Source organism: Achromobacter sp. DH1f (genome assembly GCF_000633435.1).
GTDB lineage: Bacteria > Pseudomonadota > Gammaproteobacteria > Burkholderiales > Burkholderiaceae_B > Achromobacter > Achromobacter deleyi.
This window is the reverse complement of record NZ_AYMF01000034.1, coordinates 33,090-55,712: the sequence shown is the minus strand read 5'-3', so window position 1 is coordinate 55,712 and position 22,623 is coordinate 33,090. Positions and strand designations below refer to the sequence as shown.

Here is a 22,623-nt window from a genome sequence, read left to right as displayed (position 1 = left end):
CGCAAACGCCTGACCCGCAGTCCATGCCGCGCTCCACGCTTCCCCCGGAGGCGCGGCTGCATCGCCCCTCCGAGTTCGCCGCCGCCCTCAAAGGCCGGCGTCTTGCCCGAGGGGCGTTTTTCGTTGTGAGCGCCGCTCCCAACGATCTGCCTCCCGGCCAGGACGCCTGTGCCCGCCTGGGCCTGGTGATCGCCAAGCGGTTCGCCGCCCATGCCACCACACGCAACGCCTTGAAGCGGGTCATCCGCGAGGCGTTCCGTCACCGGCGCCTGGCGCTCCCGGCAAAAGACTACGTCGTGCGGCTGCACTGCAAGGTGGCGCCCGCCACGCTCACCGCGCTTAAACGCGCGGCCAGAGCCGAAGCGGACGCTCACTTCGAGCGGATCGCGCGATGAACGGCCCATCCCCCCGGCAGGCAAGCCGTCCGCGACGCGGGCGTTCCGTGGGGGCCGCAATACTCATTGCCCCGATCCGGTTCTACAGGTTCTTCCTGAGCCCCTGGATCGGCCGGCAGTGCCGCTTTACCCCGACCTGCTCGGCGTACGCGATCGAGGCGATCGAACGCCACGGTCCCTGGCGCGGCTTCTGGCTGATGGTCCGGCGCATCGGCCGTTGCCATCCCTGGACGCCTGGCGGCTGGGACCCGGTTCCGCCGGCCAAGGGAACCAACGGCGGCGCTTGCTGCTCCCATGGCCACCGCACCGAGCACGATTGACGCTAAACTGGCGGGCTTTGCTGGCCCGTATTCACTTCAGTAGGCACCATGGATATCCGACGAACCGTCCTCTGGATGATTTTTTCCTTCTCGCTGTTGCTCCTTTGGAACAACTGGCAGATCCATAACGGCAAGCCGTCGTTGTTCGGGGGCCCCACGCCCGCGGCCAGCACGAACGCCAACGGCACGCCGGCCGCCGCGAACAACGCGACGCCTTCGGTGCCCAATGCGCCCACGGCCGCCAGCGCGCCTGCGCCCTCGGCCGTGCCGGGCGCCGCCACGCCGGCCCCGACGCGCTCGGAAGAAGTCGTCATCACCACCGACGTGCTGCGCCTGACGTTCGACACGCTGGGCGCCCAGCTGGTGCGCGCCGAGCTGCTGAAGTACCCGGCCACCGGCCAACCCGACAAGCCCACCGTGCTGCTCGATCGCGCTGCCGGCCTGAACTACGTCGCGCAGACGGGCGTGGTCGGTGCAGGCAACGGCCAGAGCTTCCCGACGCACCAGACGCCTTTCCGCGTCGTCTCGACCGATCGCCAGCTGACCGGCGACAACCTGGACGTGACGTTCGAAGCCGAGTCCGGCGGCGTCAAGGTCACCAAGACCTTCACGCTGCATCGCGGCCGCTACGACATCGACGTGCGCCACGACCTGGCCAACGTCGGCGCCGCCCCCGTGACGCCCGCGCTGTACCTGCAGCTCGAGCGCGACGGCAACGACCCGGCCGATACCTCCAGCTTCTATCACACGTTCACCGGCATGGCCGTCTACTCGGAACAGGACAAGTTCCAGAAGATGACCTTCGCCGACATCGAAAAGAAGAAGGCCAACTACATCAAGCAGACGGACAACGGCTGGATCGCCGTGGTCCAGCACTACTTCGCCACCGCCTGGGTGCCGCCGCAAGGCAAGCCGCGCAGCAACGAAGTGCTGGAAGTGCAGAAGAACCTGTACGCCGCCCGCACCATCGAAGCTGTCGGCGAGATCGCCCCGGGCGCCGCTGCCCGCGTCGATTCACACCTGTGGGTCGGCCCGCAAGACCAGAAGGCCATGGCGGCGCTTGCCCCCGGCCTGGAACTGGTGGTCGACTACGGCTGGCTGACCATCATCGCCAAGCCGCTGTTCACCCTGATGACCTGGCTGCATTCCATCCTGGGCAACTGGGGCTGGACCATCGTCGCCCTGACCGTGCTGATCAAGGCCCTGTTCTACCCCCTGGCCGCCGCCAGCTACCGCTCGATGGCCCGCATGAAGCAGGTCGCCCCGCGCCTGCAGGCCCTGAAGGAAAAGTACGGCGACGACAAGCAGAAGCTCAATGCGGCCATGATGGAGATGTACCGCACCGAAAAGATCAACCCGCTGGGCGGCTGCTTGCCGATGGTGGTGCAGATCCCGGTGTTCATCTCGCTGTACTGGGTGCTGCTGGCCAGCGTGGAAATGCGCGGCGCGCCCTGGATCCTGTGGGTCCACGACCTGTCGATCCGCGACCCGTTCTTCATTCTGCCCGCCATCATGATGGCCACCATGTTCCTGCAGATCAAACTGAACCCGACGCCCCCGGACCCCGTCCAGGCCAAGGTCATGATGATCATGCCGCTGGTGTTCGGCGGGATGATGTTCTTCTTCCCGGCCGGCCTGGTGCTCTACTGGTGCGTCAACAACACCCTGTCGATCGCCCAGCAGTGGTCCATCACCCGCGCCATGCAGCGCAAGGCAGAAGCCGCGGCCAGCCGCTGATTGCTTCGCGCCACGAAAAACCGGCCTCTTGGGGCCGGTTTTTTTTCGCCTGCGTTCCGGGATGGTTGGGCGGCGATGGGCGTCATGTCGCACCATCGATAGTTATTTTTAATCAAATTTACTAGTTCAATCAACTTCACAGTGGAAACATAGACCCCTATGATGTGTCGGAGATATTCCCCGGCCGGCTATGTCCGGGGCGGTATCCATCACGTTGCGCGGCCCGGCCCAGGCGCCGCGCATTCCAGGAATTACGTAGGGAGTGTGTGCCATGACCGACAAGAAGCAGCATCTGACCACCGCCTCTGGCGCCCCGGTGGCCGACAACAACAACACGCTGACCGCGGGCCCTCGCGGTCCCGCGCTGTTGCAGGACTTCTGGCTGATTGAAAAGCTCGCCCATTTCGACCGTGAACGCATCCCCGAACGCGTCGTGCACGCCAAGGGCTCGGGCGCCTACGGTACGTTGACCATCACCCACGACATCTCGCGCTACACCCGCGCCAGCATCTTCTCCAAAGTCGGCAAGCAGACCCCGCTGTTCCTGCGCTTTTCGACCGTGGCCGGCGAACGCGGCGCGGCCGACGCCGAACGCGACGTGCGCGGCTTCGCCATCAAGTTCTACACGGACGAAGGCAACTGGGACCTGGTGGGTAACAACACGCCGGTGTTCTTCATCCGCGACCCGCTCAAGTTCCCCGACTTCATCCACACCCAGAAGCGCGACCCCAAGACCAACCTGCGCAGCGCCACCGCCGCCTGGGACTTCTGGTCGCTCAGCCCCGAATCGCTGCACCAGGTCACCATTCTGATGAGCGACCGCGGCATTCCCGCCAACCTGCGCCAACAGCATGGCTTCGGTTCGCATACCTTCAGCTTCGTCAACGCCAACAACGAACGCTTCTACGTGAAGTTCCACTTCAAGTCGCAGCAGGGCATTGCCTGTCTGAGCGACGAGGAAGCGGCGCAAGTGGTCGCTCACGACCGCGAAAGCTCGCAGCGTGACCTGTTCAACAACATCGAACGGGGCAACTTCCCGAAGTGGTCGCTGAAGGTGCAGATCATGCCCGAGGCCGAAGCCGAGACCTACCACATCAACCCGTTCGACCTCACCAAGGTATGGCCGCATGGCGACTACCCGCTGATCGACGTGGGCGTGCTGGAACTGAACAAGAACCCCGAGAACTACTTCGCCGAAGTCGAGCAGGCCGCCTTCACGCCAGCCAACGTGGTGCCGGGCATCGACTTCTCGCCGGACAAGATGCTGCAGGGCCGCCTGTTCTCGTATGGCGACACGCACCGCTACCGCCTGGGCATCAACCACCACCAGATTCCGGTGAACGCGCCGCGCTGCCCGTTCCACAGCTACCACCGCGATGGCGCATCGCGCGTGGACGGCAATGCCGGCGGCACGCTGAACTACGAGCCCAACAGCGCCGGTGAATGGAAGGAAACCCCGTCGGCCGGCGAACCGCCGCTGGCGCTGGACGGCCAGGCCGCGGCCCGTTGGAACCACCGCGTGGACGACGACTACTACTCGCAGCCGGGCGCCTTGTTCCGCCTGATGACGCCGGCACAGCAAGAGCTGCTGTTCGGCAACATCGGCCGCCACATGGCGGACGTGCCCGAGGAAATCCAGCGCCGCCAGCTGGAACACTTCCGCAAGGCCGACCCGGCCTATGCCGCGGGCGTGGCCAAGGCGCTGGGCCTGAAGCTGTAACGCACCAGCACGAATGCCGCGCGGTATTGACCGCGTGGGCCTGGCGGGCGGCCTTCGGGCCGCCCGTTTTCATTGCGGCCGTGCCCTTTGGTGCCGAAAGACTCCGAAAAGCCCTTCCAGCGACTTATCCCCAGAGGGTGGGATGGAAAGTTATTCTTTTTTATCCACAAGCCTTTCACAGGCAATCCACAGGACTTTCACAGGGATATCCACAGCTTCGCCCGCTTTTGACCCGATTTTGCGTCGGGACGGGTGTCCCGGGCCTAATACTTCAAGCCGGTGTCGCACAACACGGTGGCCACCGTCGCATCCGGCCGCAGCCGCCCGGACTGCAACAGCTTCGCCGCCGCGCACACGTTGGCCGCGGCCGAAAACCCCACGTACAACCCCTCGCGCACGGCCAGCAGGCGGCGCCAGTCCTCGGCCTCGTAGTCGGTTACTGCCAGGCTCAGGTCCATCAGCGTGGCATCCCAGTGGGACGGCACGGCGCCGTAGCTGGTGCCCTGGATCACGTGGCGGGCCTTCATGACGGGCGCGCCGGCCAGCACTTCGCTGCCCTGCGGCTCGACCGCCGCGCACACGGTCGCCGGATTGGCCGCCTTCAATGCGCGCGCCACGCCCATGAATGTGCAGCCCGTGCCTACGGCTGCGACCCAGCCATCCGGCGCACTACCCAATTGATCCAGGATTTCCCGGCCCGTGCCCGCTTCGTGCGCCGCAATGCATTCGACGGCATTGAACTGGTCGACATAGAAGCCGCCGCGTTCGGCGGCGATGCGAGCCGCGACATCAGCGGCGGCCTGCACGTCGGCGCCGGTGACCTGCCCAGGCGCGCCATCCACTTGCGCCACCAGCACCACCTCGGCGCCCAGGCCTTCCAGCATGCGGGCGCGGGCAGGGCTGTTGCCGGCGGACATCGTCACCACCAGCGGATGCCCCAGCGCGGCGCAGGCCACGGCCAGGCCCGCCCCCATGTTGCCGCTGGTCATCTCCACCACCGGCATCCCGGGCCACAGCCGGCCGTCCGCCCTGGCGGCCAGCAGGATCGCGCGGGCAGCGCGGTCTTTGACGCTGCCGCCGGGTTGCAGGAATTCCGCCTTGGCGACGATGCGCCCGGGGCCGTCGTGGATACGGCCGAGCGTCACCAGCGGGGTATTGCCGATCAGGTCGATGGAAGAGGTTGCAAGCATGTCGGTCCAGGAGAGCCCGCCGCGGCAGCCCGGCGGGAATGCCAGACGGCGGGGGAGCAGGCGTCCCGTCATTGTAGGGAGGTGAGGTCGACGCCATTGACAGCGATGGGCGCCGGTATCAATAATGATTACTATTCATTACCCATCGCCTGCTGCCCGTCCGGGCCCAGGGCGCAGCCACCGCCATCGAGCCGGACCGTGAACCCGCAGGGATATCCCTCAACGCCTTCCATCGAAACCCTGTACCAGGACCACCACGGCTGGCTGCGGGGATGGTTGCATCGGCGCCTGGGCAACGCCGCCGACGCAGCCGACCTGGCCCACGATTCCTTCCTGCGCCTGATCCTCAAGCCGGCGCCGCGCGGGTTTGGCAGCCCCGGCGAGGCCCGGGCCTACCTGCGCGCCATGGCGCAGGGCATGTGCATCAACCTGTGGCATCGGCGCGAAATCGAACAAGCCTGGCTCGACACGCTGGCCGCCAGCCCCGAAGCCTGCGCCCCGTCGGCCGAGCGGCAGGCCATCGTGCTGGAAGCCTTGCAGGAGATTGGCGCCTTGCTGCGGGATCTGCCGCCCAAGGCGGCACAGGCATTCCTGATGGCTGCGGTGTGCGACGTGCCCACCTGCGACGTCGCTTCGGAGCTCGGCATCTCGCCCCGCATGGTCCGCAAGTATGTTGCTCAGGTGATGCTGCGCTGCATGCTGACCGAGGCCAGCGCCACCGCTGCCGCCCTGCAAGACCCGTCCTTCGCCTGACGCCATGGCCACCTTGCCTATCGGCGGCGCCCGCCCCCTTGCATCCGCCAGCCTGCCGCATGACGTCATGGAGCAGGCCGCCGAATGGTATGCGCTGTTGATCTCCACGGACGCCGTGGCCGCTGACCGCCAGCGTTGGCATGTCTGGCTGGACGCCCATCCCAGCCACCGCCAGGCCTGGACCTATGTGGAACAGGTCAGCCAACGCATCCTGGCGCCGCTGCGCGACACGCCCGACCCGCGTCTGACCACCGACACCCTGCACGCGGCCGCCCAACGCGTCATGCGGCGCCGCCGCGCCCTGGCGCGCGTGGCCACGCTGGCAGGAGTGGGGCTGTTCGGCTGGCTGGGATGGCGGCAAACGCCGCTGGGCGGACTGGCCGCGGCGTGGCGCGCCGACTATCGCGCAGCCACCGGCGAGATCCGCAGCGCCACACTGTCCGACGGAACCCGCGTCTGGCTCAACACGGCCAGCGGCTTCAACCAGGCTTATCAGCCCGACCTGCGCCGGCTGCAGCTGGTGCAAGGCGAGATCCTGATCGAAACCGGGCCAGATCACTCTCGGCCGTTCGTGGTCGATACCGCCCAAGGGCGCTTGTGCGCGCTGGGCACCCGCTTCACGGTGCGCCAGGAGCAGGGCGCCACCTTGCTGGCGGTGTATCAGGGGGCGGTGGAAATCCGGCCATCCGCCGCCGCGTCGTCGGTCATCATCACAGCCGGCCAGCAGACCCGCTACACCACCACCACGGTGGCGCCTGCCACGGCCGCCGACCCGGCACGCGAAGCCTGGAGCCGCGGCGACCTGGTGGCCGCAGACCTGTCGCTGCAAGAGGTCGTGGATGAGCTGGGCCGCTACACCCTGGGCCATATCGGCGTGGCGCCGGAAATCGCCCAGCGGCGCGTCTTCGGCACCTTCCCGCTGCGCGATGTGGACGCCGCCCTGGCCATGCTGGCGCAAGCGGCCCGGGCGCAAGTGCGACGCCCCTTGCCGTGGTGGACGACGCTGGCCGCCGATGAGCGCGCCCGGCCGCATTGAAACGGGCCGCCAAGGACGCAGCGGGTCCGATCAAGACTGCCGTTACAAATTTTCTGCCGCCAATCGGGGCCGCCAGGTTCCGTTTTCGGCCACTCGATTGATTCAGGAGGTGAAAGCACATGGCATCGATGGCCGACGGCCGGCGGACCCGTCGATGGACATGCGCTGACGACACCCGAACCTCCCGCAAGGATTGAACGCCATGTCCCCCCGCTTGTTCCATTCCCGCTTCGCCGTTGCCGGCGTGCGCCGCGCGCGCCAACCCCGAAGCGGACGGCCCGCCGTGCTGGCCCTGCATATCGCCGTCGCCGCCGCCCTGGCCGGCAGCGCCGCTGCGGTACACGCCCAGGCCGCTTCCGGCCGCGCTGCGCCAGCCCCTGCTGCCCGCAGCTACGACATCCCGGCAGGCCCGCTGCAACCCGCCCTGATTCGGTTCTCGGCCGAGGCGGGCATCTATCTTGCCGGATCCACCGACCTGGCCAGCGGCAAGCGCAGCCCGGGTCTGAAAGGCCGCTTCGGCGCCCCGGAAGGCCTGGCCGCGCTGCTGGCCGGCACGGGGCTGCAAGCGGTAGCCAACGAACAGGGGCAGTACGTGCTGAAAGAAGCGCCTGCGGCCGGCGTCGCCACGTTGCCGGCCATCGCCGTCACCGGCGCCGAGATCGATCCCGTCGCCCAGCGGCTCAATCCGCAGACCAGCGTCGCCTCGAAGATTCCGCTCGCGCAGCGTGAAATCCCGCAGACTGTCAGCGTGGTCACGCAACAGCAGATCCAGGAACAGAACCTGCAATCGCTGGACGAAGCCATGAAGCGCACCCCGGGCGTGATGGTGCTGCAAAGCGACGCCGACCGCGTTCAATACTATGCGCGCGGCTTCCCGATCAGCTCGATGGTGGTGGATGGCTTGCCGGTCGTGATGAATTCCGACATGTCTTCCACCGCCGGCACCAACGCGCCCAGCCTGGCCATGTACGACCGCGTGGAAGTTCTGGATGGCCCCGCCGGCCTGTATGGCGGCTTCGGCAGCGTCGGCGGCGTCATCAGCCTGGTGCGCAAACGCGCGCCGTCGGAATTCTCGACGCAGTTGAGCACCACGGTGGGCACCCGCGACAACTTCGCCGGCCAGGCCGACATCGGCGGCCCGCTGAACGACGCCGGCACGCTGCGCGGACGCTTCGTCGCATCCGCCCAGCGCAAGGACCTGGAACCCGATTCCACCTGGCGCAAGGACCAGTCGTACTACGGCACCCTGGAAGCCGACCTGGCGCCGGGCACGTTGCTGCGCACCGGCGTGAGCTACAGCCAACGCGATTCCAATGTCGGCTGGGCCGACAAGGTGCCGCTCTACGGCGACCTCACGCTGGCGGGTGGCCGGTCGGACTTCTTCGGCGCGCCCTGGAACCACGACCGCTACGCCAACACCAATGTGTTCGCCAGCCTGGAGCACAAGCTGGCCCAGGACTGGAAGGTCACGCTCGCCGGCAGCTTCGACCACAACACCGCGCGGGTGTTGTCAGGCGAAACCTTCGGCAGCGTCGACAAGGCCACCAACGAAGCCACCTTCGGCACCACCAACACCGACTACTACGAAAACAATCAAAGCTACGACTTGAACCTGACCGGCAAATACGCGCTGCTGGGCCGCCAGCACGACCTGGTGATCGGCGCGAACTACAGCCGCATGTACAACGACGGCACCAGCTATTACGGCACCGACGACCTGTTCAATTTCCAGACGGTCAACATCAAGGATTATTCCTACGCCAAACCCACCTGGAGCGGCCTGCCCGAGCACACCTCGAAAGGCGCCGTCGAACAAAGCCAGTACGGCATTTACGGCAACACGCGCTACCACCTGACCGACGCATTGACCGCCATCGTCGGTGCGCGTGTGTCGTGGAGGGATACCCGCTACAAGCAGGACACGACCTACAACCCGTTCAACAACCAGTCCAGCAGCGATACCTACAAGAAGAAGGTCACGCCGTATGCCGGCCTGATCGCCGACATCGACGACGCGCATTCGGTCTATGCCAGCTATTCCACCATCTTCCAGCCGCAGGCCCTGCGCACGCCTTCGGGCGAACTGCTCAAGCCGATGGAAGGCGAGCAATATGAAGTGGGGGTGAAGGGCAGCTACCTGGACGGCAGGCTGCAGACGTCGGCCGCGCTGTACCAGGTCACGCAGACCAACCGCGCGCTGCCCACCGACGATACGTCGCAGTACTTCGAAGCGGCGGGCAAGGCCCGTTCACGCGGACTGGACTTGCGCGCATCGGGTCAGATCACGCCCGGCTGGACCGTGATGGCCGGCTACACCTACAACGACAGCAAGCTGCTGGACGAGGCCAGCCTGGATACCAGCGCGTCCGCGTTCTCGCAGATCGCGCCGCGCCATCTGTTCAGGGTCTGGAGCAACTATCGCTTGCCGGGCGATCTGAGCCGTTGGGAAGTCGGCGGCGGCATCAATGCCACCAGCACGCTGTACGGCGGCACCAATGACGCCAAGATCACGCAGGGCGGCTTCTACACGGCCGATGCGCGGCTGGCCTACAAGATCGACGAACACATGACCGTGGCACTCAATGCCACCAACCTGTTCGACCGGCGCTACATCACGCCGATGACCCAGGGTGCGCTGTTCGGCGAAGGGCGCCGGGTGGCGCTGACGCTGCGCGCCAACTTCTGAGCGTTGGCATTGTCCCGGGCCAGCAGGTTATCCCCAGCCCCGGCCCGGGCAGTCGGATTACTTCGTCACCGATGCGGCGCTGTGCGGTTGCGATGCAACCGCCTGGCCGGCTTGCGCCGCGACGGACGGCGTGGGCGAAGCCAGTGCAACGAGGCCTAGCGCCAATGCCAGGCCAGCACCGGTCGCGGTGCGAACCAGGCGTTCACGTAGTTCAGAGGAAAGACGCATGGCGGTCCTTGTGGATAAGTACGGGGGCGGCGAATGAACCGGCGTCAGACCGGCACATCGCCTTCAATCGTGGTGCGGTAAAGCTTGCGGCGCAGATGGTCGGGCGTGCCGTCGGCCAGGTGGATCAGCGAACGGTTGTCCCAGAACACCAGATCATGCGGCTGCCAACGGTGGCGGTACAGGTGTTCCGGCCGAATGCTGTGTACGAACAGTTCGTCCAGCAACTGGCGGCTTTCGTCTTCCGGCAAGCCTTCGATGCGGGTCGTGAATCCCTCGCTGACGAACAGCGCGCGGCGTCCGTTCTCCGGGTGCGTACGCACCACCGGATGCACCACTTCCTGCACCTGCGCCACCTGCTGCGCGCTCAGGTTGGGGCGCCAGTTGCCTTCCTTCTGCAGCTGGCCGTACTTGGCCAGGTAGGAATGCACCGCGCGCTTGCCTTCAATGGCGCTGCGCAGCGCCGCGGGCAGGGTGTCGTAGGCCAGGTGCATGTTGGCGAACAGCGTGTCGCCGCCTTCGGCGGGCAGCTCCTGCGCATGCAGCAGCGACCCCAGGCTGGGCAGTTCCTTGTACGAGATGTCCGAATGCCAATACTTGCCGGCATCGCCCAGACCGACAGGCTTGCCGTCTTCGACGATGTTGGACACGATCAGGATTTCAGGGTGCCCGGCCAGATGGAACTGGTGCAGCACGTGAATCATCAGGCGGCCAAAGCGACGGCTGAAATCGATGTGCTGCTGCGGCGTGATGCGCTGGTCGCGAAACACCAGCAGATGGTGATCCAGGTGCGCCTGGTGCACCCGCGAGAAGTCGGCCGACGTCAGCTCGCGCGACAGATCCAGGCCGATGATCTCCGCGCCCACCGGGCCGGCCAACGGCTGCAGCTCGAACGTCTGCGATTGGGGGGCGGTGGCGCCAGCCTCCACACGCCGCACGGCATTGCTCTGGGACATCGATCGCTCCGGTTCGCGTGGCGGCAATGCCGCCTGCGCTGGCTCTGCGATCCACCCACGGGCGGATCAGGAATGATCGATTATGGAAAGCGCGCCTTGTATCTCAAACGAAGATATCGGCGTTTGAACAAAGCTTCCCGTCATATAGAAAAGCCGCCCGGGGGAGCCGGGCGGCTTCATGTGCTGCATGCATAAGCTAATAGCGCTTATGACTGAAGGGCGGTGCGAATCCGAGGCCAGAACGCCAAGGAATCACTTCTGCGCGGGCAGGAAGGCCTCGACCAGCTTGACCCAATACGTCGCGCCCACCGGCAGTAACGCATCGTTGAAATCGTAGTTGGGGTTGTGCAGCTGGCACGGCCCCATGCCGTGATAACTTTCCATGCGATGGTCGCCGTCGCCGTTGCCCAGGAACAGGTACGTACCCGGCAACGCTTCCAGGAAGAAGGAAAAATCTTCCGCCCCCATGAACGGCGGCATCTCGCGCACCACGTTCTCGGCGCCAAAGGCGTCTTCGGCCACCTGCGCGGCAAACGCGGTTTCTTTTTCCCAGTTCACCAGCGGCGGATAGGCCCGCACGAAATCCAGCGTGCCAGTGCCGCCATATACCTGCGGCAGCGTCGTGGCGATACGCCGCATGTCGGCTTCGATCTTGTCCAGCACCGCCACCGAATAGGTACGCACGGTGCCGCGCAGCACGGCTTCACCGGGAATCACGTTGTAGGCATCGCCCGCGTGAATCTGCGTGATCGACAGCACGGCCTGCTCCAGCGGGTCTTTGCTGCGCGAGATGACGGTCTGCAGCGCATGCACCATGTCGGCGGCCACGATGATCGGGTCGACCGACGCGTGCGGCTGCGCGGCATGGCCGCCCACACCCTTGATGACGATGTCCCAGCGATTGCTGGACGCCATGGTGGGGCCGGTACGGAAACCGAACTGGTTCACCGGCATGCCCGGCATGTTGTGAATGCCGAACACGGCATCGCACGGGAATCTGTCGAACAGGCCGTCCTGCATCATCGCCCGCGCGCCGGCATTGCCGCCTTCTTCAGCGGGCTGGAAGATGAACACCACCGTGCCGTCGAAATTGCGATGCCTGGACAAGTACTGGGCCGCGCCCAGCAGCATCGTGGTGTGGCCATCGTGGCCACAGCCATGCATGCGGCCGCTGATGGTCGACTTGTGCGCGAAACGGTTGTGTTCGGGCATGGGCAGCGCATCCATGTCGGCGCGCAGGCCCACCGTCTTGTCGCCGTTGCCGCCGCGCAATACGCCGACCACGCCGGTTTTCCCCAGGCCGGTGTGCACTTCCAGCCCCCATTCGCGCAGGCGCTCGGCCACCAGGTTCGACGTACGCGTTTCCTGGAAGGCCAGTTCGGGGTGGGCGTGGATATCGCGGCGCAGGGCGGTCAGATCGCCGTGGGCGCGTTCGATTTCGGCTAGGGTTTTCATGGCTGTGGATAAGCGGTCGGTAGAGGTTCGGATCGAAAAGGCAACGTCTGCATAAACGGACTATCGCAGGAATTCTCGCGCTCGCCACCCGCCGCGTCCAGCCCTGTTACGGATGAAGGTCAGGCCGCGTCGTTCAAATGGCAGGCGCTGAATTGCCCTGGCGCAATCTCGCGCAGCAGTGGCCGCTCGGTCTTGCAGCGCGCCATCGCCTGTGGACAACGCGGGTGAAACGCACAGCCGCTGGGCGGGTCCAGCGGCGACGGCAACTCGCCCTTGATGGGCTGGTAACTGCGACGCCCCGGCGTCAACGTCGGCAGCTCTTTGAGCAGCGCCTGCGTGTACGGATGGTTGGCGCGCTGGAACACCATGTCGGTGGGTGCCAGCTCGACCACGCGCCCCAGGTACATGATGGCGACGCGATCCGAAATATGGCTGACCACGCTCAGGTTGTGGCTGATGAACAGGTACGTCAGGTCCAGATCGTCGCGCAGTTGCTCGAACAGGTTCAGCACCTGCGCCTGGATGGACACATCCAGCGCAGCCACGGCCTCGTCGCAGACGATCACCGATGGCTTGAGCGCCAATGCCCGCGCGATACCGATGCGCTGGCGCTGGCCACCCGAGAATTGATGCGGATAGCGCTGCGCAAAGCTTGGGTCCAGCCCGACCTGGCGCATCAGGCCCGCCACGTACTCGGCCTTGTCGCGGGCCCGTATCAAGCCGTGCGCCACCGGCGCCTCGCCGATGATCTCGCGCACCCGCATGCGCGGATTGAGCGAGGCATACGGGTCCTGGAAGATCATCTGCACGCCCAGCTCGTAGGCGCGTCGCGCGGGCCCCGCCATGGCCTTCACGGCCTGGCCCTGGTAGTGCACTTCGCCGGAAGAGGGCGGCAAGATGCCGGACACGATGCGGCCCAGCGTCGACTTGCCGCAGCCCGATTCGCCAACGATGCCGATGACCTCGCCCGGCTGCACGTCCAGGTCGACGCCGGCCACCGCATGTACCACCTGCGTCTTCAGGCCCGCCCCCAACAGGTTGGCGATGCGGCCGGCCAGGTCCACGGGCTGCGTGAATCGCAACTCCACACCGCGCAGGGACAGGATGGGGGCGGCAACGCCGCGTTCTGCTGCGGTCATTTGATGTCAGGGTCTCCGGCATGCCAGCAACGCACCCATTGCGCCGGGCGGACTTCCACGGGCTGCGGTTCGACCAGACAGGCGTCGGTCGCACGCGGACACCGCCCGCGAAACGCACAGCCTTGCGGCAGGTTCAGCAGCGACGGCGTCATGCCGGGAATCGGCACCAGCGGCCGACCACGCGATTCAGGCGTAGGAATCGACGCGATCAGGCCATGGGTATACGGGTGCATCGGGTGACTGATCACGTCCTGCGTGCTGCCCGTTTCCACCACGCGGCCGGCATACATCACCGACACGCGATCGGCCAGGCCCGCCACCACCGCCAGATCATGCGTGATCCAGATCAGGCCCGTGCCGGTCTCGCGGCACAGCTTCTGCACTTCGAACAGGATCTGCCCCTGGATGGTCACATCCAGCGCCGTGGTGGGCTCGTCGGCAATGATCAGGCGCGGCGAATTCAATAACGCAATGGCGATCGCCACGCGCTGGCGCATGCCGCCGGACAACTGGTGCGGATACGCACGCAGCCGTTCCTGCGGCGACGGAATACCGACCATCGTCAAGGTCTGCAACGCCCGGTCGCGCGCTTGGTCGCGCGACACCTTGTGATGGGCCTGCACCGCCTCGATCATCTGTGTATCGACGCGCAGCACCGGGTTCAGCGTCATCATCGGATCCTGGAAGATCATGGCGATCTCCTGGCCGCGCAACTGGCGCCAGCGCGCGGGCGATGCGCCGCGCAGGTCTTCGCCATTCAAGCGCAATTCACCGTCGACGATGCGGCCCGGTTCGTCCAGCAGGCCCATCAACGAAAAGCCCGTGATGCTCTTGCCCGACCCCGACTCGCCCACCAGCCCCAGGATCTCGCCTTCGGCCAAGGTCAGGTCGACGCCATCCACCGCCTTCACCACGCCGTTGCGCGTGAAGAAGTGCGTCTTCAGTCCGTGCACCTGCAGCACGGGTCCTGGCGTGGCCAGCGGCTTTTCCACAGCTTGGGTCTGCATCGCGTCCGCCCTCAATTCGCGTGGCGCGGGTTGAGCACATCGCGCAGGTGGTCGCCCACCAGGTTGATGGCGATGATGGCCAACGCCAGCGCAATACCGGGAAAGAACGAAATCCAGTATTGGCCCGACAGCAGGTATTCGAAGCCGTTGTAGATCAGCATGCCCAACGACGGCTCGGTCACCGGCACGCCCACCCCCAGGAACGACAGCGTCGCTTCCAGCGCGATGGCGTGCGCCAGGTCGATCGTGGCGATCACGATGAGCGGCGGCATACAGTTGGGCAACACGTGGCGAAACAGCACCCGTCCCCAAGACAAGGACATGCAGCGCGCCGCCTCGACGTATTCCTTGCCGCGCTCGACCAGCGCCGCGCCGCGGGCCGCGCGGGCAAAGTAAGCCCACTGCACCACGATCAGCGCGATGATCACCTTATCCACACCTTTGCCCAGAATCGCCAGCAGCATCAACGCCACCAGGATCGCGGGAAACGACAGCTGGATATCCACAATCCGCATCAGCAGGGCGTCGATGCGGCCGCCAAAGTACGCGGCGATCAGCCCCACCGTGGCGCCGATGCCGAAGGCCGCCAGCACCGACACCGTTGCCACCATCAGGCTGGTGCGCATGCCATACAGAATGGCCGACAGCAGATCGCGCGCCTGGCCATCCGTGCCCAGCCAATAGCGCATGGCGCCATCGCCGCTCTCGCTGCCGGGCTTGAGCTTGGAATCCATGATGTCCAGCGACGCCAGGTCGTACGGATTCTGCGGCGCGATCCACGGCGCCAGCAGCGCCGCGCCGACGATCACCACCAGCATCACCAGGCCCAGCGTGGCCAGCTTGCTGGCAAAGAAGTCCGCCACAAAGCGGCGCCAGGGCGTCTGCTCCTTGGCCGCGGCGGGCGGCGCGCTTGCGGTCGCGGGCGTATTCATCGGCGGCTATCCAGGCGTACGCGGGGGTCCAGCACCGTATAGATGATGTCCACCACGAGGTTCAGCATGACAAGGAAAAACACGATCAACAGCAGATACGCCACCACTACCGGGCGGTCCAGGTTGATGATGGAATCGATCAGCAGCTTGCCCATGCCCGGCCACGAAAAGACGGTCTCGGTCACCACGGCAAACGCCATCACCTGGCCGAATTCCAGGCCTGCCACCGTCACCACGGGAATCAGGATGTTCTTGAGCAGGTGCACGCCCAGCACACGCTTTTCCGACAGCCCCTTGGCGCGCGCGAACTTGATGTAATCCATCGGCAGGGCTTCACGCGTGGCCGCCCGCGTCACGCGGATGATCATGGCGCACTTGGCGAATGCGATGGTGGCCGCCGGCAGCGCCAGGCTCAACCAGCCATTCAGCGTCAGCACGCTCAGTTGCAATGACCCGATGCTGACCGTCTGCCCGCGACCGCCGGCCGGCACCCAGCCCAGCATCACGGCGAACACCATGATCAGCATCAGGCCGACCCAGAAGTTGGGCAAGGAAAAGCCCAGCACCGAACCCGTCATGATGGCGCGTGAGCCCGGCGCCTTGGGCTTGAGCCCGGCCAGGATGCCCAGCGGCACGCCAATCAGCACCGACAGCAGCATGGCCACACAGGCCAGCTCGACGGTGGCCGGCATGCGCTCGAGAATCAAGTGCATGGCCGGCTCGCCAGTCAGGAAGCTATTGCCGAAATCACCGCGCACCGCCTGGCCCATGAAGATCAGGTACTGCCGCCAGAGCGGCAGGTCCAGGCCCAGCGATGCGCGTATCGCGGCGCGTTGCGCTTCGGTGGCCTCCGGACTGGCCAGCATCGATACCGGATCGCCCACCATGTAGATGCCGGCGAAGACCAACGCCGACATCACCAGCATGACGACGATGGTTTGCAGCAGCCTTCGTACGATTGTCGCTAGCACGGGAACCTGCCCAACGACTGCATTACTTCTTCAGCGTCGCGAACTGCGCCAGCGTCACCTGGTCAGGACGGCCCTGGTAGCGGATGTCGTTCTTCATCGCCCACACCGACAGTTCGAAGTGCACCGGCAGCATCGCGTAGTCGTCCATGGCGATATTGCTGGCCTGCGACAGCAGTTCGGCGCGCTTGGCATCATCCATGGTGGACGAGGCTTCCTTCACCAGCTCGTCCATCTTCGGATTCGAATAGCGGCTGCGGTTGGTGGTGCCCAGGCCCGCTTCGGGATTGCGCGTCACCAGCAACGACGTCAACGCATTGGACATCTCGCCGCTGGTCACCGACCAGCCTGCCAAATAGGCCGAGAACGCATAGCTGTCGCGGTTCTTGAAGAACACCGGCGGCGCCATCGCATCCACGCTGGTCTTCACGCCGATGCGCGTCCACATCGACGCAATGGCCTGCGCCACTTTCGAATCGTTGACGTAGCGGCCCGACGGGGAGCCCAGCGTGATCGAGAAGCCGTTGGGATAACCCGCTTCCTTCAGCAGCGCTTTTGCCTTTTCGACGTCAGCCTTGGGCGCCTTGGAATGTTCCTTGCTGGATCCGAACATGGGGTAGGGCAGCAGGTTGCCGGCAGGCAATGCCACGCCCCCCATCACGCGTTCCACCAACGCATCGCGGTTGATCGCCAGGGACAGCGCCTCGCGCACGCGCTTGTCCTTCATTGGATTCTTGTCGGTGCCCTGGATGCCGGGCGAGGGCTCGGCATATTGATCCAGCGCCACGTACACCACGCGCACCGACGGCGTCTCTTCGACGTACAGCTTCTTGTCGCCCTTCAGCTTGGGCAGATCATCGGTGGGGGGATCTTCGATCATGTCGACGTCCCCGGCCAACAGGGCCGCCACGCGCGCCGCGGCATTGCTGATCGGGCGGTAGATCACCTTGTCCCAGGTCGGTTTCTTGCCCCAGTAGTTGTCATTGCGCGCCAGCACGAATTCGGCACCGCGCTTCCACGACACGAACTTGTACGGGCCGGTACCCACCAGGCCATCGCCGCTGTTGAGTTCCGTCGTCGTCTTGCCTTCGGCCGCAGGGCCGGATGCGGCCTTCTTGGACATGATCGGCAATTGCGCCAGGTTCACCAGCAAGTTGGGCGCGACTTCTTTGGTGGTCACGCGCAGCGTCATCGGATCCACGGCTTCCGTCTTGGCGACTGACCCCAGATACAGCGTGAATGGCGACGGGCTGTTCGGTACCTTGGGTACGCGGTCGTACGTGAACACCACGTCTTCGGCGGTGAACGGCGTGCCATCCGAGAATTTCACCCCGGGGCGCAGCTTGAACGTCCACACCTTGCCATCCACGGTCCAGGATTCGGCCAGCGCCGGCACGGGCTTGAGCTGGGCGTCGGTCGCGACCAGCGTATCGAAGATGGTCTGGGAGATCTGCGTATTCGGCGTCAGCGCGTGGTACTGCGGATCCATCGACGACGGCTCGGTTTTCAGGGCAATCACCAGATCGCGCGCCAGCGCCGAACTGAAGGTGCCGAAAGCCAGCATTACCGCGGCCGAACCACAGGCCAACGCACGCGAAAACCGATATGCCATCGTGATCTCCCTGAGCTGTTTTGGGTTTTAAACCTCGGGGCCACCTTAACCAGCAAACAAGCCGCCGCGCAACAGTTATATTCCCCTATTGTTCTCGCTTAGCCTTGTCCCTGATATGTCTGTCCACGCCCCCATCGCCGCCATTGCAACCGCTCCCGGAAGAGGCGGCATCGGCGTCGTGCGCGTTTCTGGTGCGGACCTGTCCGAATTGGTGCGCCGCCTGTTCCAGCGCGACCTCACGCCGCGCCACGCCCACTACCTGCCGTTCAAATCGCAGGACGGCGAACTGCTCGACGAAGGCATCGCGCTGTACTTTCGCGCGCCGCACTCCTATACCGGCGAAGACGTGCTGGAACTGCAGGGCCACGGCGGCCCGGCCGTGCTGCGCCGCGTGCTGGAAAGCTGCCTGGCCGCGGGCCGCGACCTAGGCGCGCGCCTGGCCGAGCCTGGTGAATTCACGCGCCGCGCGTTCCTCAATGACCGCATGGACCTGGCCCAGGCCGAAGCCGTCGCCGATCTGATTGAAGCCTCGTCGGTAGCGGCTGCCCGCGGCGCCATGGCCTCGCTGTCCGGCGAATTCTCGGCCCACGTCAACGATCTGTCCGACCGCATCATCCACCTGCGCATGCTGGTCGAGGCCACGCTGGATTTCCCAGAAGAAGAAATCGACTTCCTCGATAAATACCAGGCCCGGCCCACCCTGGAGAAGCTGGCCGACGACCTGAACCGCCTGATCGCCCAGGCCCGCCAGGGTGTCATCCTGCGCGAAGGCCTGCACGTGGTGCTGGCCGGCCAGCCCAACGTGGGCAAGTCCAGCCTGCTCAACGCCCTGGCCGGCGACGATATCGCCATCGTCACGCCCATTGCCGGCACCACACGCGACAAAGTGGTGCAACAGATCCATATCGACGGCGTGCCGCTGCACATCGTCGACACCGCCGGCCTGCGCGAAACCGACGACACCGTCGAAAGCATCGGCATCGCCCGCACCTGGCAGGAAATCGAGCGCGCCGACGTCATCCTGCACCTTCAGGACGCCACCGCCCCCGGCGACGAACTCGATGCCCAGATCACCGCACGCCTGCCGCCGCGCACGCCGGTGCTGAAGGTTTTCAACAAGGTCGACCTGTTATCCACAGCTTTCGCACCCGGCCCGGGCGAACTTGGCATCTCGGCCAAGCGCGGCGCCGGCCTGGACGCGCTACGCGCCGAACTGCTGCAGATCGCCGGCTGGAACCCCGGCGCCGAATCGCCCTGGCTGGCCCGCGAACGCCATCTGCACGCCCTGCAGGACGCCGCGGAACACCTGGCCCTGGCCGCAGAACATGCCGAGCAAGACGACCGGGTGCTGGACCTGTTCGCAGAAGAATTGCGGCTGGCGCATGACAGCCTGTCGAGCATCACCGGAAAATTCACCAGCGACGATCTGCTGGGGGAGATCTTTTCCAGCTTCTGTATTGGCAAATAGCGCAACAAAAAGTCGCATTTGCCGATTTTTCCTACAGTCGATGAGCCCCGCCGACACGCACAATGCGTGTTTTCGGCGTGATGCAGGGCTGCCTGCATACGTAGGTCTATCTGAACATAGGGCTCATCACCAGACCATGACGCGACCGTCCTTGAAAAGAGCCGAGGCCTTGAGGGCCATCGGCGTGCAAGACGAGATCGTCTACTTATTGTCTCCACAGAAAGACCCCATCATTACGGCATTTCGAGACCACTGGAACAAGCACTGCGACGAGTGGATTCAAGAGATGGATGCGGGCAAAGTGTCTGCCGCGACTTTGACAAGTGGCATGATGCAGTCATTGCGGGAAGGCCCATCCGTTTTCTCCCGGGCTATCCCACCGAAAGATCGCTATTCGTTCAACATGGCGTACAGAGCCATCGTGATCGCTACCTACCCCGATTTTTACGAGCAGGATGAGAGGAAGCTTGATGCGATCATCAAGCGCGGCAAGATCAGGAATGACGATGAGTTCTATCTCGTCGGGTTCTTTTTCGAGCAACAGCAAGAGATCGACCCTGGTAGCCCCGAAAGCGCGGTATTGCGCCGACTCATGGACGATTTCGAGTTCGGTGAGCGCTGAAATTTGCTAGAGTCGATCTGCACGAAAATTGCATGGAGAAATCGTGTCTTCGACGCCCACGACCCGTCAACACCGCATCCGCCAAGCCACTGCTGCCGACCTGGCCGCCATCGAGCGCATCGTCCACGACGCGTATTGCCACTACATTGACCGCATCGGCGCGACGCCGGGCCCGATGCGTGACGACTACCGCCAACGCATCTCGCAAGGCCAGACGCAAGTGCTGGAAGACGACGCCGGCGTACAGGCCGTGCTGGTGTTGGTGCGCGAGCCGGACTGCTTGCTGCTGGACAACGTAGCCGTTTCTCCCGCCGCGCAAGGCAAGGGATATGGACGCGAACTCATGCAGTGGGCCGAGATTCAGGCGCGCCAGGCGGGCTATCGGCAGATACGGCTTTACACGCAGGAATCGATGACCGAGAACATTGGCATCTATCAACGCTATGGCTACGTTGAAACGCATCGCGCCGAAGAGATTGGTTTGAAGCGCGTTTTCATGACTAAGTCTCTGCGATGAGACCCCTTTCAATAAAGTGAGTAATTACTCATTTTATTGAAGATCACGAACGCGCATGAATCATGCGCGCCCCAACGCCATATTCAACTCTGAAATCCAAGAAAAATGGCGATGAATTCGACGATGTCGCTTTCATCATTTCTTGGGCAACAAGAACAATATGAGCTTTTACTCATAAACAATAAAAGGGGATTCCTTATGCAAAACCCCTTTATTCAAGCACTTTTCTCAAGAGCTCCCTGGCTTGTCGGCGTGCAATGACGGCACTGCACGGATCTGCTCCCGCGCGATCCGGTTGCTGGCCAACGACTTGGCATACACCGAATCCGGCCGGATTTTCTGCGCAATGACAAAGCCCGTGATGCAGGCGAGCATCAACGGCAGCATGACCTCGTAGCTCAACGTCATCTCGAAGATCATCAGTATCGACATCAGCGGCGCATACGTCGTGGCAGCGAGCAGCGCCCCCATGCCCACCACGGCGTAGCTGGACACGGCGGACAGGTCACCCGCAGGAAACAGTGCATGCAACCCGCTGCCATAGAGGGCGCCGACCGCCGCCCCCACGAACAGCGTTGGCGTGAACACGCCGCCAATCGCCCCCGAGCCCACGCTGGCGCCGGTTGCCACGATCTTGAACAGCAGCACCGCCGCCACCGCCTGCCAGGCCCACTCGCTGTGCAACATGCTGTTCACCACGCTGTAGCCGTTGCCCCAGACTTCGGGCTTGAACACCGACAACGCCCCCACCACCAGTCCACCTGCCGCCATCCGGGTCCACAATGGCAACGGTATGCGCCGAAACAGTGCCTTCGACGCATCCAGAAAACGCAGGAATTGCGGCGCCACCAGGCCGGCGATCAGCCCCAGACCCAGATAATTGACCACTTCCCAGCCCGATACGAAGTCGAACGGCGGCATATGGAAAACCGCGTCGTAGTGCAGGATCTGGCGGGTCACGATATTGGCGACCACCGACGACACCACCAGCGGAACCAGGGTGGCCGAGGAAATCGCGCCGTAGACGATCTCGGAAATGAACAAGGCGCCGGCAATCGGCGCGTTGTACGCCGCGGTGATCCCGGCCGTGGCGCCGCAGGCCACCAGCAAGCGCAGATGGCGCGGCGGCAACACCAGGTAGCGGCCCGACAATGAAGAGAACATCGCAGCCAGCTGCACCATGGGGCCTTCGCGGCCGATGGATGCGCCGGAACCAATTGAAAACAAAGAAGAAATACTACGTGCCACGGTCTGCCGAAAGCCGATGACACCGCGGCCGATGGAGATCGCTTCCATATAGTCAGCGGCGCCGCGCCTGGGTAGCCGGCTGGCCGCCCATTGCAGGATCAGCCCGGCAATCGCGCCGCCTATTGCCGGCAGCAGGAATCGTTGCCAGGCCGACAGGCCCCGCGCCAGCGAGACCATGCCGTGCGGTTCGTCCGCCCCGGTCAGCAGCATCTGGATTCCGCCCAGCAATTCTCGAAATATCACAGTGGCCAGCGCGCCGGCCAGTCCCATCAATGCCGCCGCGCACAGCGTGACGGGCAAGTTATCGGCCAGCAAACGGCCCCTCAGCCAGGTCGCCCAGGCCGGTTTCTTGATTCTGATTTGTCGTGCCATGGCCGAATTCTACGGCGGAAAGCTGCTCACTTTTTGTTCAGGCAACCGTCAACCGCGGCAGGGATTCCTCCCCTGGCAAGGCCGATTTTCCAAGCGCTTGCAGGACCCTTTGCGGGGCTGGAAAGGGGCGAAAACCAGGGTAGGCAATGGGCGGTTTTTCGGGGTAAAAGTGCCGCTTCCGACCCCGGCTTCCCAAAAAGGGCCTGTGGATAACTCCTAAGGCGGCAGGTTGTGCACATTGTGTGGAGGCAAGTTGAACAAGCGG

General features: G+C 64.7%; 20 protein-coding genes. 10 read left to right on the top strand and 10 right to left on the bottom strand.

The window, feature by feature from the left end:
• The first annotated feature begins 23 nt into the window (after nucleotides 1-23).
• The 4 genes from U858_RS0127900 (at nucleotide 24) to U858_RS0127885 (ending at nucleotide 4,172) form a co-directional block, all read left to right on the top strand.
• On the top strand, nucleotides 24-395 hold the full coding sequence (locus U858_RS0127900; RefSeq protein WP_025140407.1) for a ribonuclease P protein component: 372 nt from the start codon (nucleotides 24-26) through the stop codon (nucleotides 393-395).
• The gene (yidD, locus tag U858_RS35105; protein WP_081821741.1) at nucleotides 392-715 is read left to right on the top strand and encodes a membrane protein insertion efficiency factor YidD; all 324 of its coding nucleotides are present in this window, start codon (nucleotides 392-394) and stop codon (nucleotides 713-715) included. Before U858_RS0127900 ends, yidD begins: the two co-directional genes overlap by 4 nt.
• Before the next feature lie 48 nt (nucleotides 716-763).
• Entirely contained in the window at nucleotides 764-2,452 is a 1,689-nt protein-coding gene (gene yidC / locus U858_RS0127890; protein ID WP_025140405.1) for a membrane protein insertase YidC, read from the top strand.
• 271 nt (nucleotides 2,453-2,723) lie between these two features.
• Nucleotides 2,724-4,172 (top strand): catalase, encoded by a 1,449-nt coding sequence (locus tag U858_RS0127885; RefSeq protein ID WP_025140404.1) that lies wholly within the window; start codon nucleotides 2,724-2,726, stop codon nucleotides 4,170-4,172.
• Between the two features lie 263 nt (nucleotides 4,173-4,435).
• Here the strand turns inward: U858_RS0127885 and U858_RS0127880 are convergent, their stop codons facing one another.
• Nucleotides 4,436-5,362, bottom strand: a complete 927-nt coding sequence (locus tag U858_RS0127880) for a PLP-dependent cysteine synthase family protein (RefSeq protein WP_025140403.1) — start codon at nucleotides 5,360-5,362, stop codon at nucleotides 4,436-4,438.
• 198 nt (nucleotides 5,363-5,560) lie between these two features.
• Between U858_RS0127880 and U858_RS0127875 the strand changes: the two genes are divergently transcribed.
• The 3 genes from U858_RS0127875 (at nucleotide 5,561) to U858_RS0127865 (ending at nucleotide 9,837) form a co-directional block, all read left to right on the top strand.
• Entirely contained in the window at nucleotides 5,561-6,115 is a 555-nt protein-coding gene (locus U858_RS0127875; protein WP_025140402.1) for a sigma-70 family RNA polymerase sigma factor, read from the top strand.
• Between the two features lie 4 nt (nucleotides 6,116-6,119).
• A complete protein-coding gene (locus U858_RS0127870; protein WP_232786614.1) occupies nucleotides 6,120-7,151 on the top strand; it encodes a FecR domain-containing protein in 1,032 nt (343 codons plus the stop codon).
• 202 nt (nucleotides 7,152-7,353) lie between these two features.
• Entirely contained in the window at nucleotides 7,354-9,837 is a 2,484-nt protein-coding gene (locus tag U858_RS0127865; RefSeq protein WP_025140400.1) for a TonB-dependent siderophore receptor, read from the top strand.
• Nucleotides 9,838-9,894: 57 nt separating this feature from the next.
• Here the strand turns inward: U858_RS0127865 and U858_RS36025 are convergent, their stop codons facing one another.
• The 8 genes from U858_RS36025 to U858_RS0127830 form a co-directional block, all read right to left on the bottom strand.
• On the bottom strand, nucleotides 9,895-10,065 hold the full coding sequence (locus tag U858_RS36025; protein WP_198529763.1) for a hypothetical protein: 171 nt from the start codon (nucleotides 10,063-10,065) through the stop codon (nucleotides 9,895-9,897).
• A gap of 44 nt (nucleotides 10,066-10,109) precedes the next feature.
• On the bottom strand, nucleotides 10,110-11,018 hold the full coding sequence (locus U858_RS0127860) for a TauD/TfdA family dioxygenase (RefSeq protein WP_025140399.1): 909 nt from the start codon (nucleotides 11,016-11,018) through the stop codon (nucleotides 10,110-10,112).
• 252 nt (nucleotides 11,019-11,270) lie between these two features.
• Nucleotides 11,271-12,473, bottom strand: a complete 1,203-nt coding sequence (locus U858_RS0127855; RefSeq protein WP_025140398.1) for a M20 aminoacylase family protein — start codon at nucleotides 12,471-12,473, stop codon at nucleotides 11,271-11,273.
• A gap of 119 nt (nucleotides 12,474-12,592) precedes the next feature.
• Nucleotides 12,593-13,612 (bottom strand): ABC transporter ATP-binding protein, encoded by a 1,020-nt coding sequence (locus tag U858_RS0127850; RefSeq protein ID WP_025140397.1) that lies wholly within the window; start codon nucleotides 13,610-13,612, stop codon nucleotides 12,593-12,595.
• The gene (locus U858_RS0127845) at nucleotides 13,609-14,619 is read right to left on the bottom strand and encodes an ABC transporter ATP-binding protein (RefSeq protein ID WP_025140396.1); all 1,011 of its coding nucleotides are present in this window, start codon (nucleotides 14,617-14,619) and stop codon (nucleotides 13,609-13,611) included. The genes U858_RS0127850 and U858_RS0127845 overlap by 4 nt, the downstream gene beginning before the upstream one ends.
• An 11-nt stretch (nucleotides 14,620-14,630) precedes the next feature.
• The gene (locus U858_RS0127840; protein ID WP_025140395.1) at nucleotides 14,631-15,551 is read right to left on the bottom strand and encodes an ABC transporter permease; all 921 of its coding nucleotides are present in this window, start codon (nucleotides 15,549-15,551) and stop codon (nucleotides 14,631-14,633) included.
• Nucleotides 15,548-16,522: an ABC transporter permease gene (locus U858_RS0127835; RefSeq protein ID WP_025140394.1), complete on the bottom strand. Its 975-nt coding sequence runs from the start codon at nucleotides 16,520-16,522 to the stop codon at nucleotides 15,548-15,550. Before U858_RS0127835 ends, U858_RS0127840 begins: the two co-directional genes overlap by 4 nt.
• A 22-nt stretch (nucleotides 16,523-16,544) precedes the next feature.
• On the bottom strand, nucleotides 16,545-18,131 hold the full coding sequence (locus U858_RS0127830) for an ABC transporter substrate-binding protein (protein WP_025140393.1): 1,587 nt from the start codon (nucleotides 18,129-18,131) through the stop codon (nucleotides 16,545-16,547).
• A gap of 115 nt (nucleotides 18,132-18,246) precedes the next feature.
• On the opposite strand from U858_RS0127830, the gene mnmE reads away from it, so the two are divergent.
• From mnmE to U858_RS0127815, 3 genes are all read left to right on the top strand, one after another.
• A complete protein-coding gene (gene mnmE / locus U858_RS0127825) occupies nucleotides 18,247-19,599 on the top strand; it encodes a tRNA uridine-5-carboxymethylaminomethyl(34) synthesis GTPase MnmE (protein ID WP_025140392.1) in 1,353 nt (450 codons plus the stop codon).
• A gap of 136 nt (nucleotides 19,600-19,735) precedes the next feature.
• Nucleotides 19,736-20,221 (top strand): hypothetical protein, encoded by a 486-nt coding sequence (locus U858_RS0127820; protein WP_025140391.1) that lies wholly within the window; start codon nucleotides 19,736-19,738, stop codon nucleotides 20,219-20,221.
• 43 nt (nucleotides 20,222-20,264) lie between these two features.
• Entirely contained in the window at nucleotides 20,265-20,738 is a 474-nt protein-coding gene (locus U858_RS0127815) for a GNAT family N-acetyltransferase (RefSeq protein ID WP_025140390.1), read from the top strand.
• A 228-nt stretch (nucleotides 20,739-20,966) separates the two neighbouring features.
• Here the strand turns inward: U858_RS0127815 and U858_RS0127810 are convergent, their stop codons facing one another.
• The gene (locus U858_RS0127810; RefSeq protein ID WP_025140389.1) at nucleotides 20,967-22,358 is read right to left on the bottom strand and encodes a ClcB-like voltage-gated chloride channel protein; all 1,392 of its coding nucleotides are present in this window, start codon (nucleotides 22,356-22,358) and stop codon (nucleotides 20,967-20,969) included.
• Between the last annotated feature and the right edge of the window lie 265 nt (nucleotides 22,359-22,623).

Excerpts from the sequence above, each read along its gene's own strand:
- U858_RS0127900 (WP_025140407.1), top strand. The coding sequence starts at position 24 with ATGCCGCGCTCCACGCTTCCCCCGGAGGCGCGGCTGCATCGCCCCTCC.
- yidD (WP_081821741.1), top strand. The coding sequence starts at position 392 with ATGAACGGCCCATCCCCCCGGCAGGCAAGCCGTCCGCGACGCGGGCGT.
- yidC (WP_025140405.1), top strand. The coding sequence starts at position 764 with ATGGATATCCGACGAACCGTCCTCTGGATGATTTTTTCCTTCTCGCTG.
- U858_RS0127885 (WP_025140404.1), top strand. The coding sequence starts at position 2,724 with ATGACCGACAAGAAGCAGCATCTGACCACCGCCTCTGGCGCCCCGGTG.
- U858_RS0127880 (WP_025140403.1), bottom strand. The coding sequence starts at position 5,362 with ATGCTTGCAACCTCTTCCATCGACCTGATCGGCAATACCCCGCTGGTG.
- U858_RS0127870 (WP_232786614.1), top strand. The coding sequence starts at position 6,120 with ATGGCCACCTTGCCTATCGGCGGCGCCCGCCCCCTTGCATCCGCCAGC.
- U858_RS0127865 (WP_025140400.1), top strand. The coding sequence starts at position 7,354 with ATGTCCCCCCGCTTGTTCCATTCCCGCTTCGCCGTTGCCGGCGTGCGC.
- U858_RS36025 (WP_198529763.1), bottom strand. The coding sequence starts at position 10,065 with ATGCGTCTTTCCTCTGAACTACGTGAACGCCTGGTTCGCACCGCGACC.
- U858_RS0127860 (WP_025140399.1), bottom strand. The coding sequence starts at position 11,018 with ATGTCCCAGAGCAATGCCGTGCGGCGTGTGGAGGCTGGCGCCACCGCC.
- U858_RS0127855 (WP_025140398.1), bottom strand. The coding sequence starts at position 12,473 with ATGAAAACCCTAGCCGAAATCGAACGCGCCCACGGCGATCTGACCGCC.
- U858_RS0127850 (WP_025140397.1), bottom strand. The coding sequence starts at position 13,612 with ATGACCGCAGCAGAACGCGGCGTTGCCGCCCCCATCCTGTCCCTGCGC.
- U858_RS0127845 (WP_025140396.1), bottom strand. The coding sequence starts at position 14,619 with ATGCAGACCCAAGCTGTGGAAAAGCCGCTGGCCACGCCAGGACCCGTG.
- U858_RS0127840 (WP_025140395.1), bottom strand. The coding sequence starts at position 15,551 with ATGAATACGCCCGCGACCGCAAGCGCGCCGCCCGCCGCGGCCAAGGAG.
- U858_RS0127830 (WP_025140393.1), bottom strand. The coding sequence starts at position 18,131 with ATGGCATATCGGTTTTCGCGTGCGTTGGCCTGTGGTTCGGCCGCGGTA.
- mnmE (WP_025140392.1), top strand. The coding sequence starts at position 18,247 with ATGTCTGTCCACGCCCCCATCGCCGCCATTGCAACCGCTCCCGGAAGA.
- U858_RS0127820 (WP_025140391.1), top strand. The coding sequence starts at position 19,736 with ATGACGCGACCGTCCTTGAAAAGAGCCGAGGCCTTGAGGGCCATCGGC.
- U858_RS0127810 (WP_025140389.1), bottom strand. The coding sequence starts at position 22,358 with ATGGCACGACAAATCAGAATCAAGAAACCGGCCTGGGCGACCTGGCTG.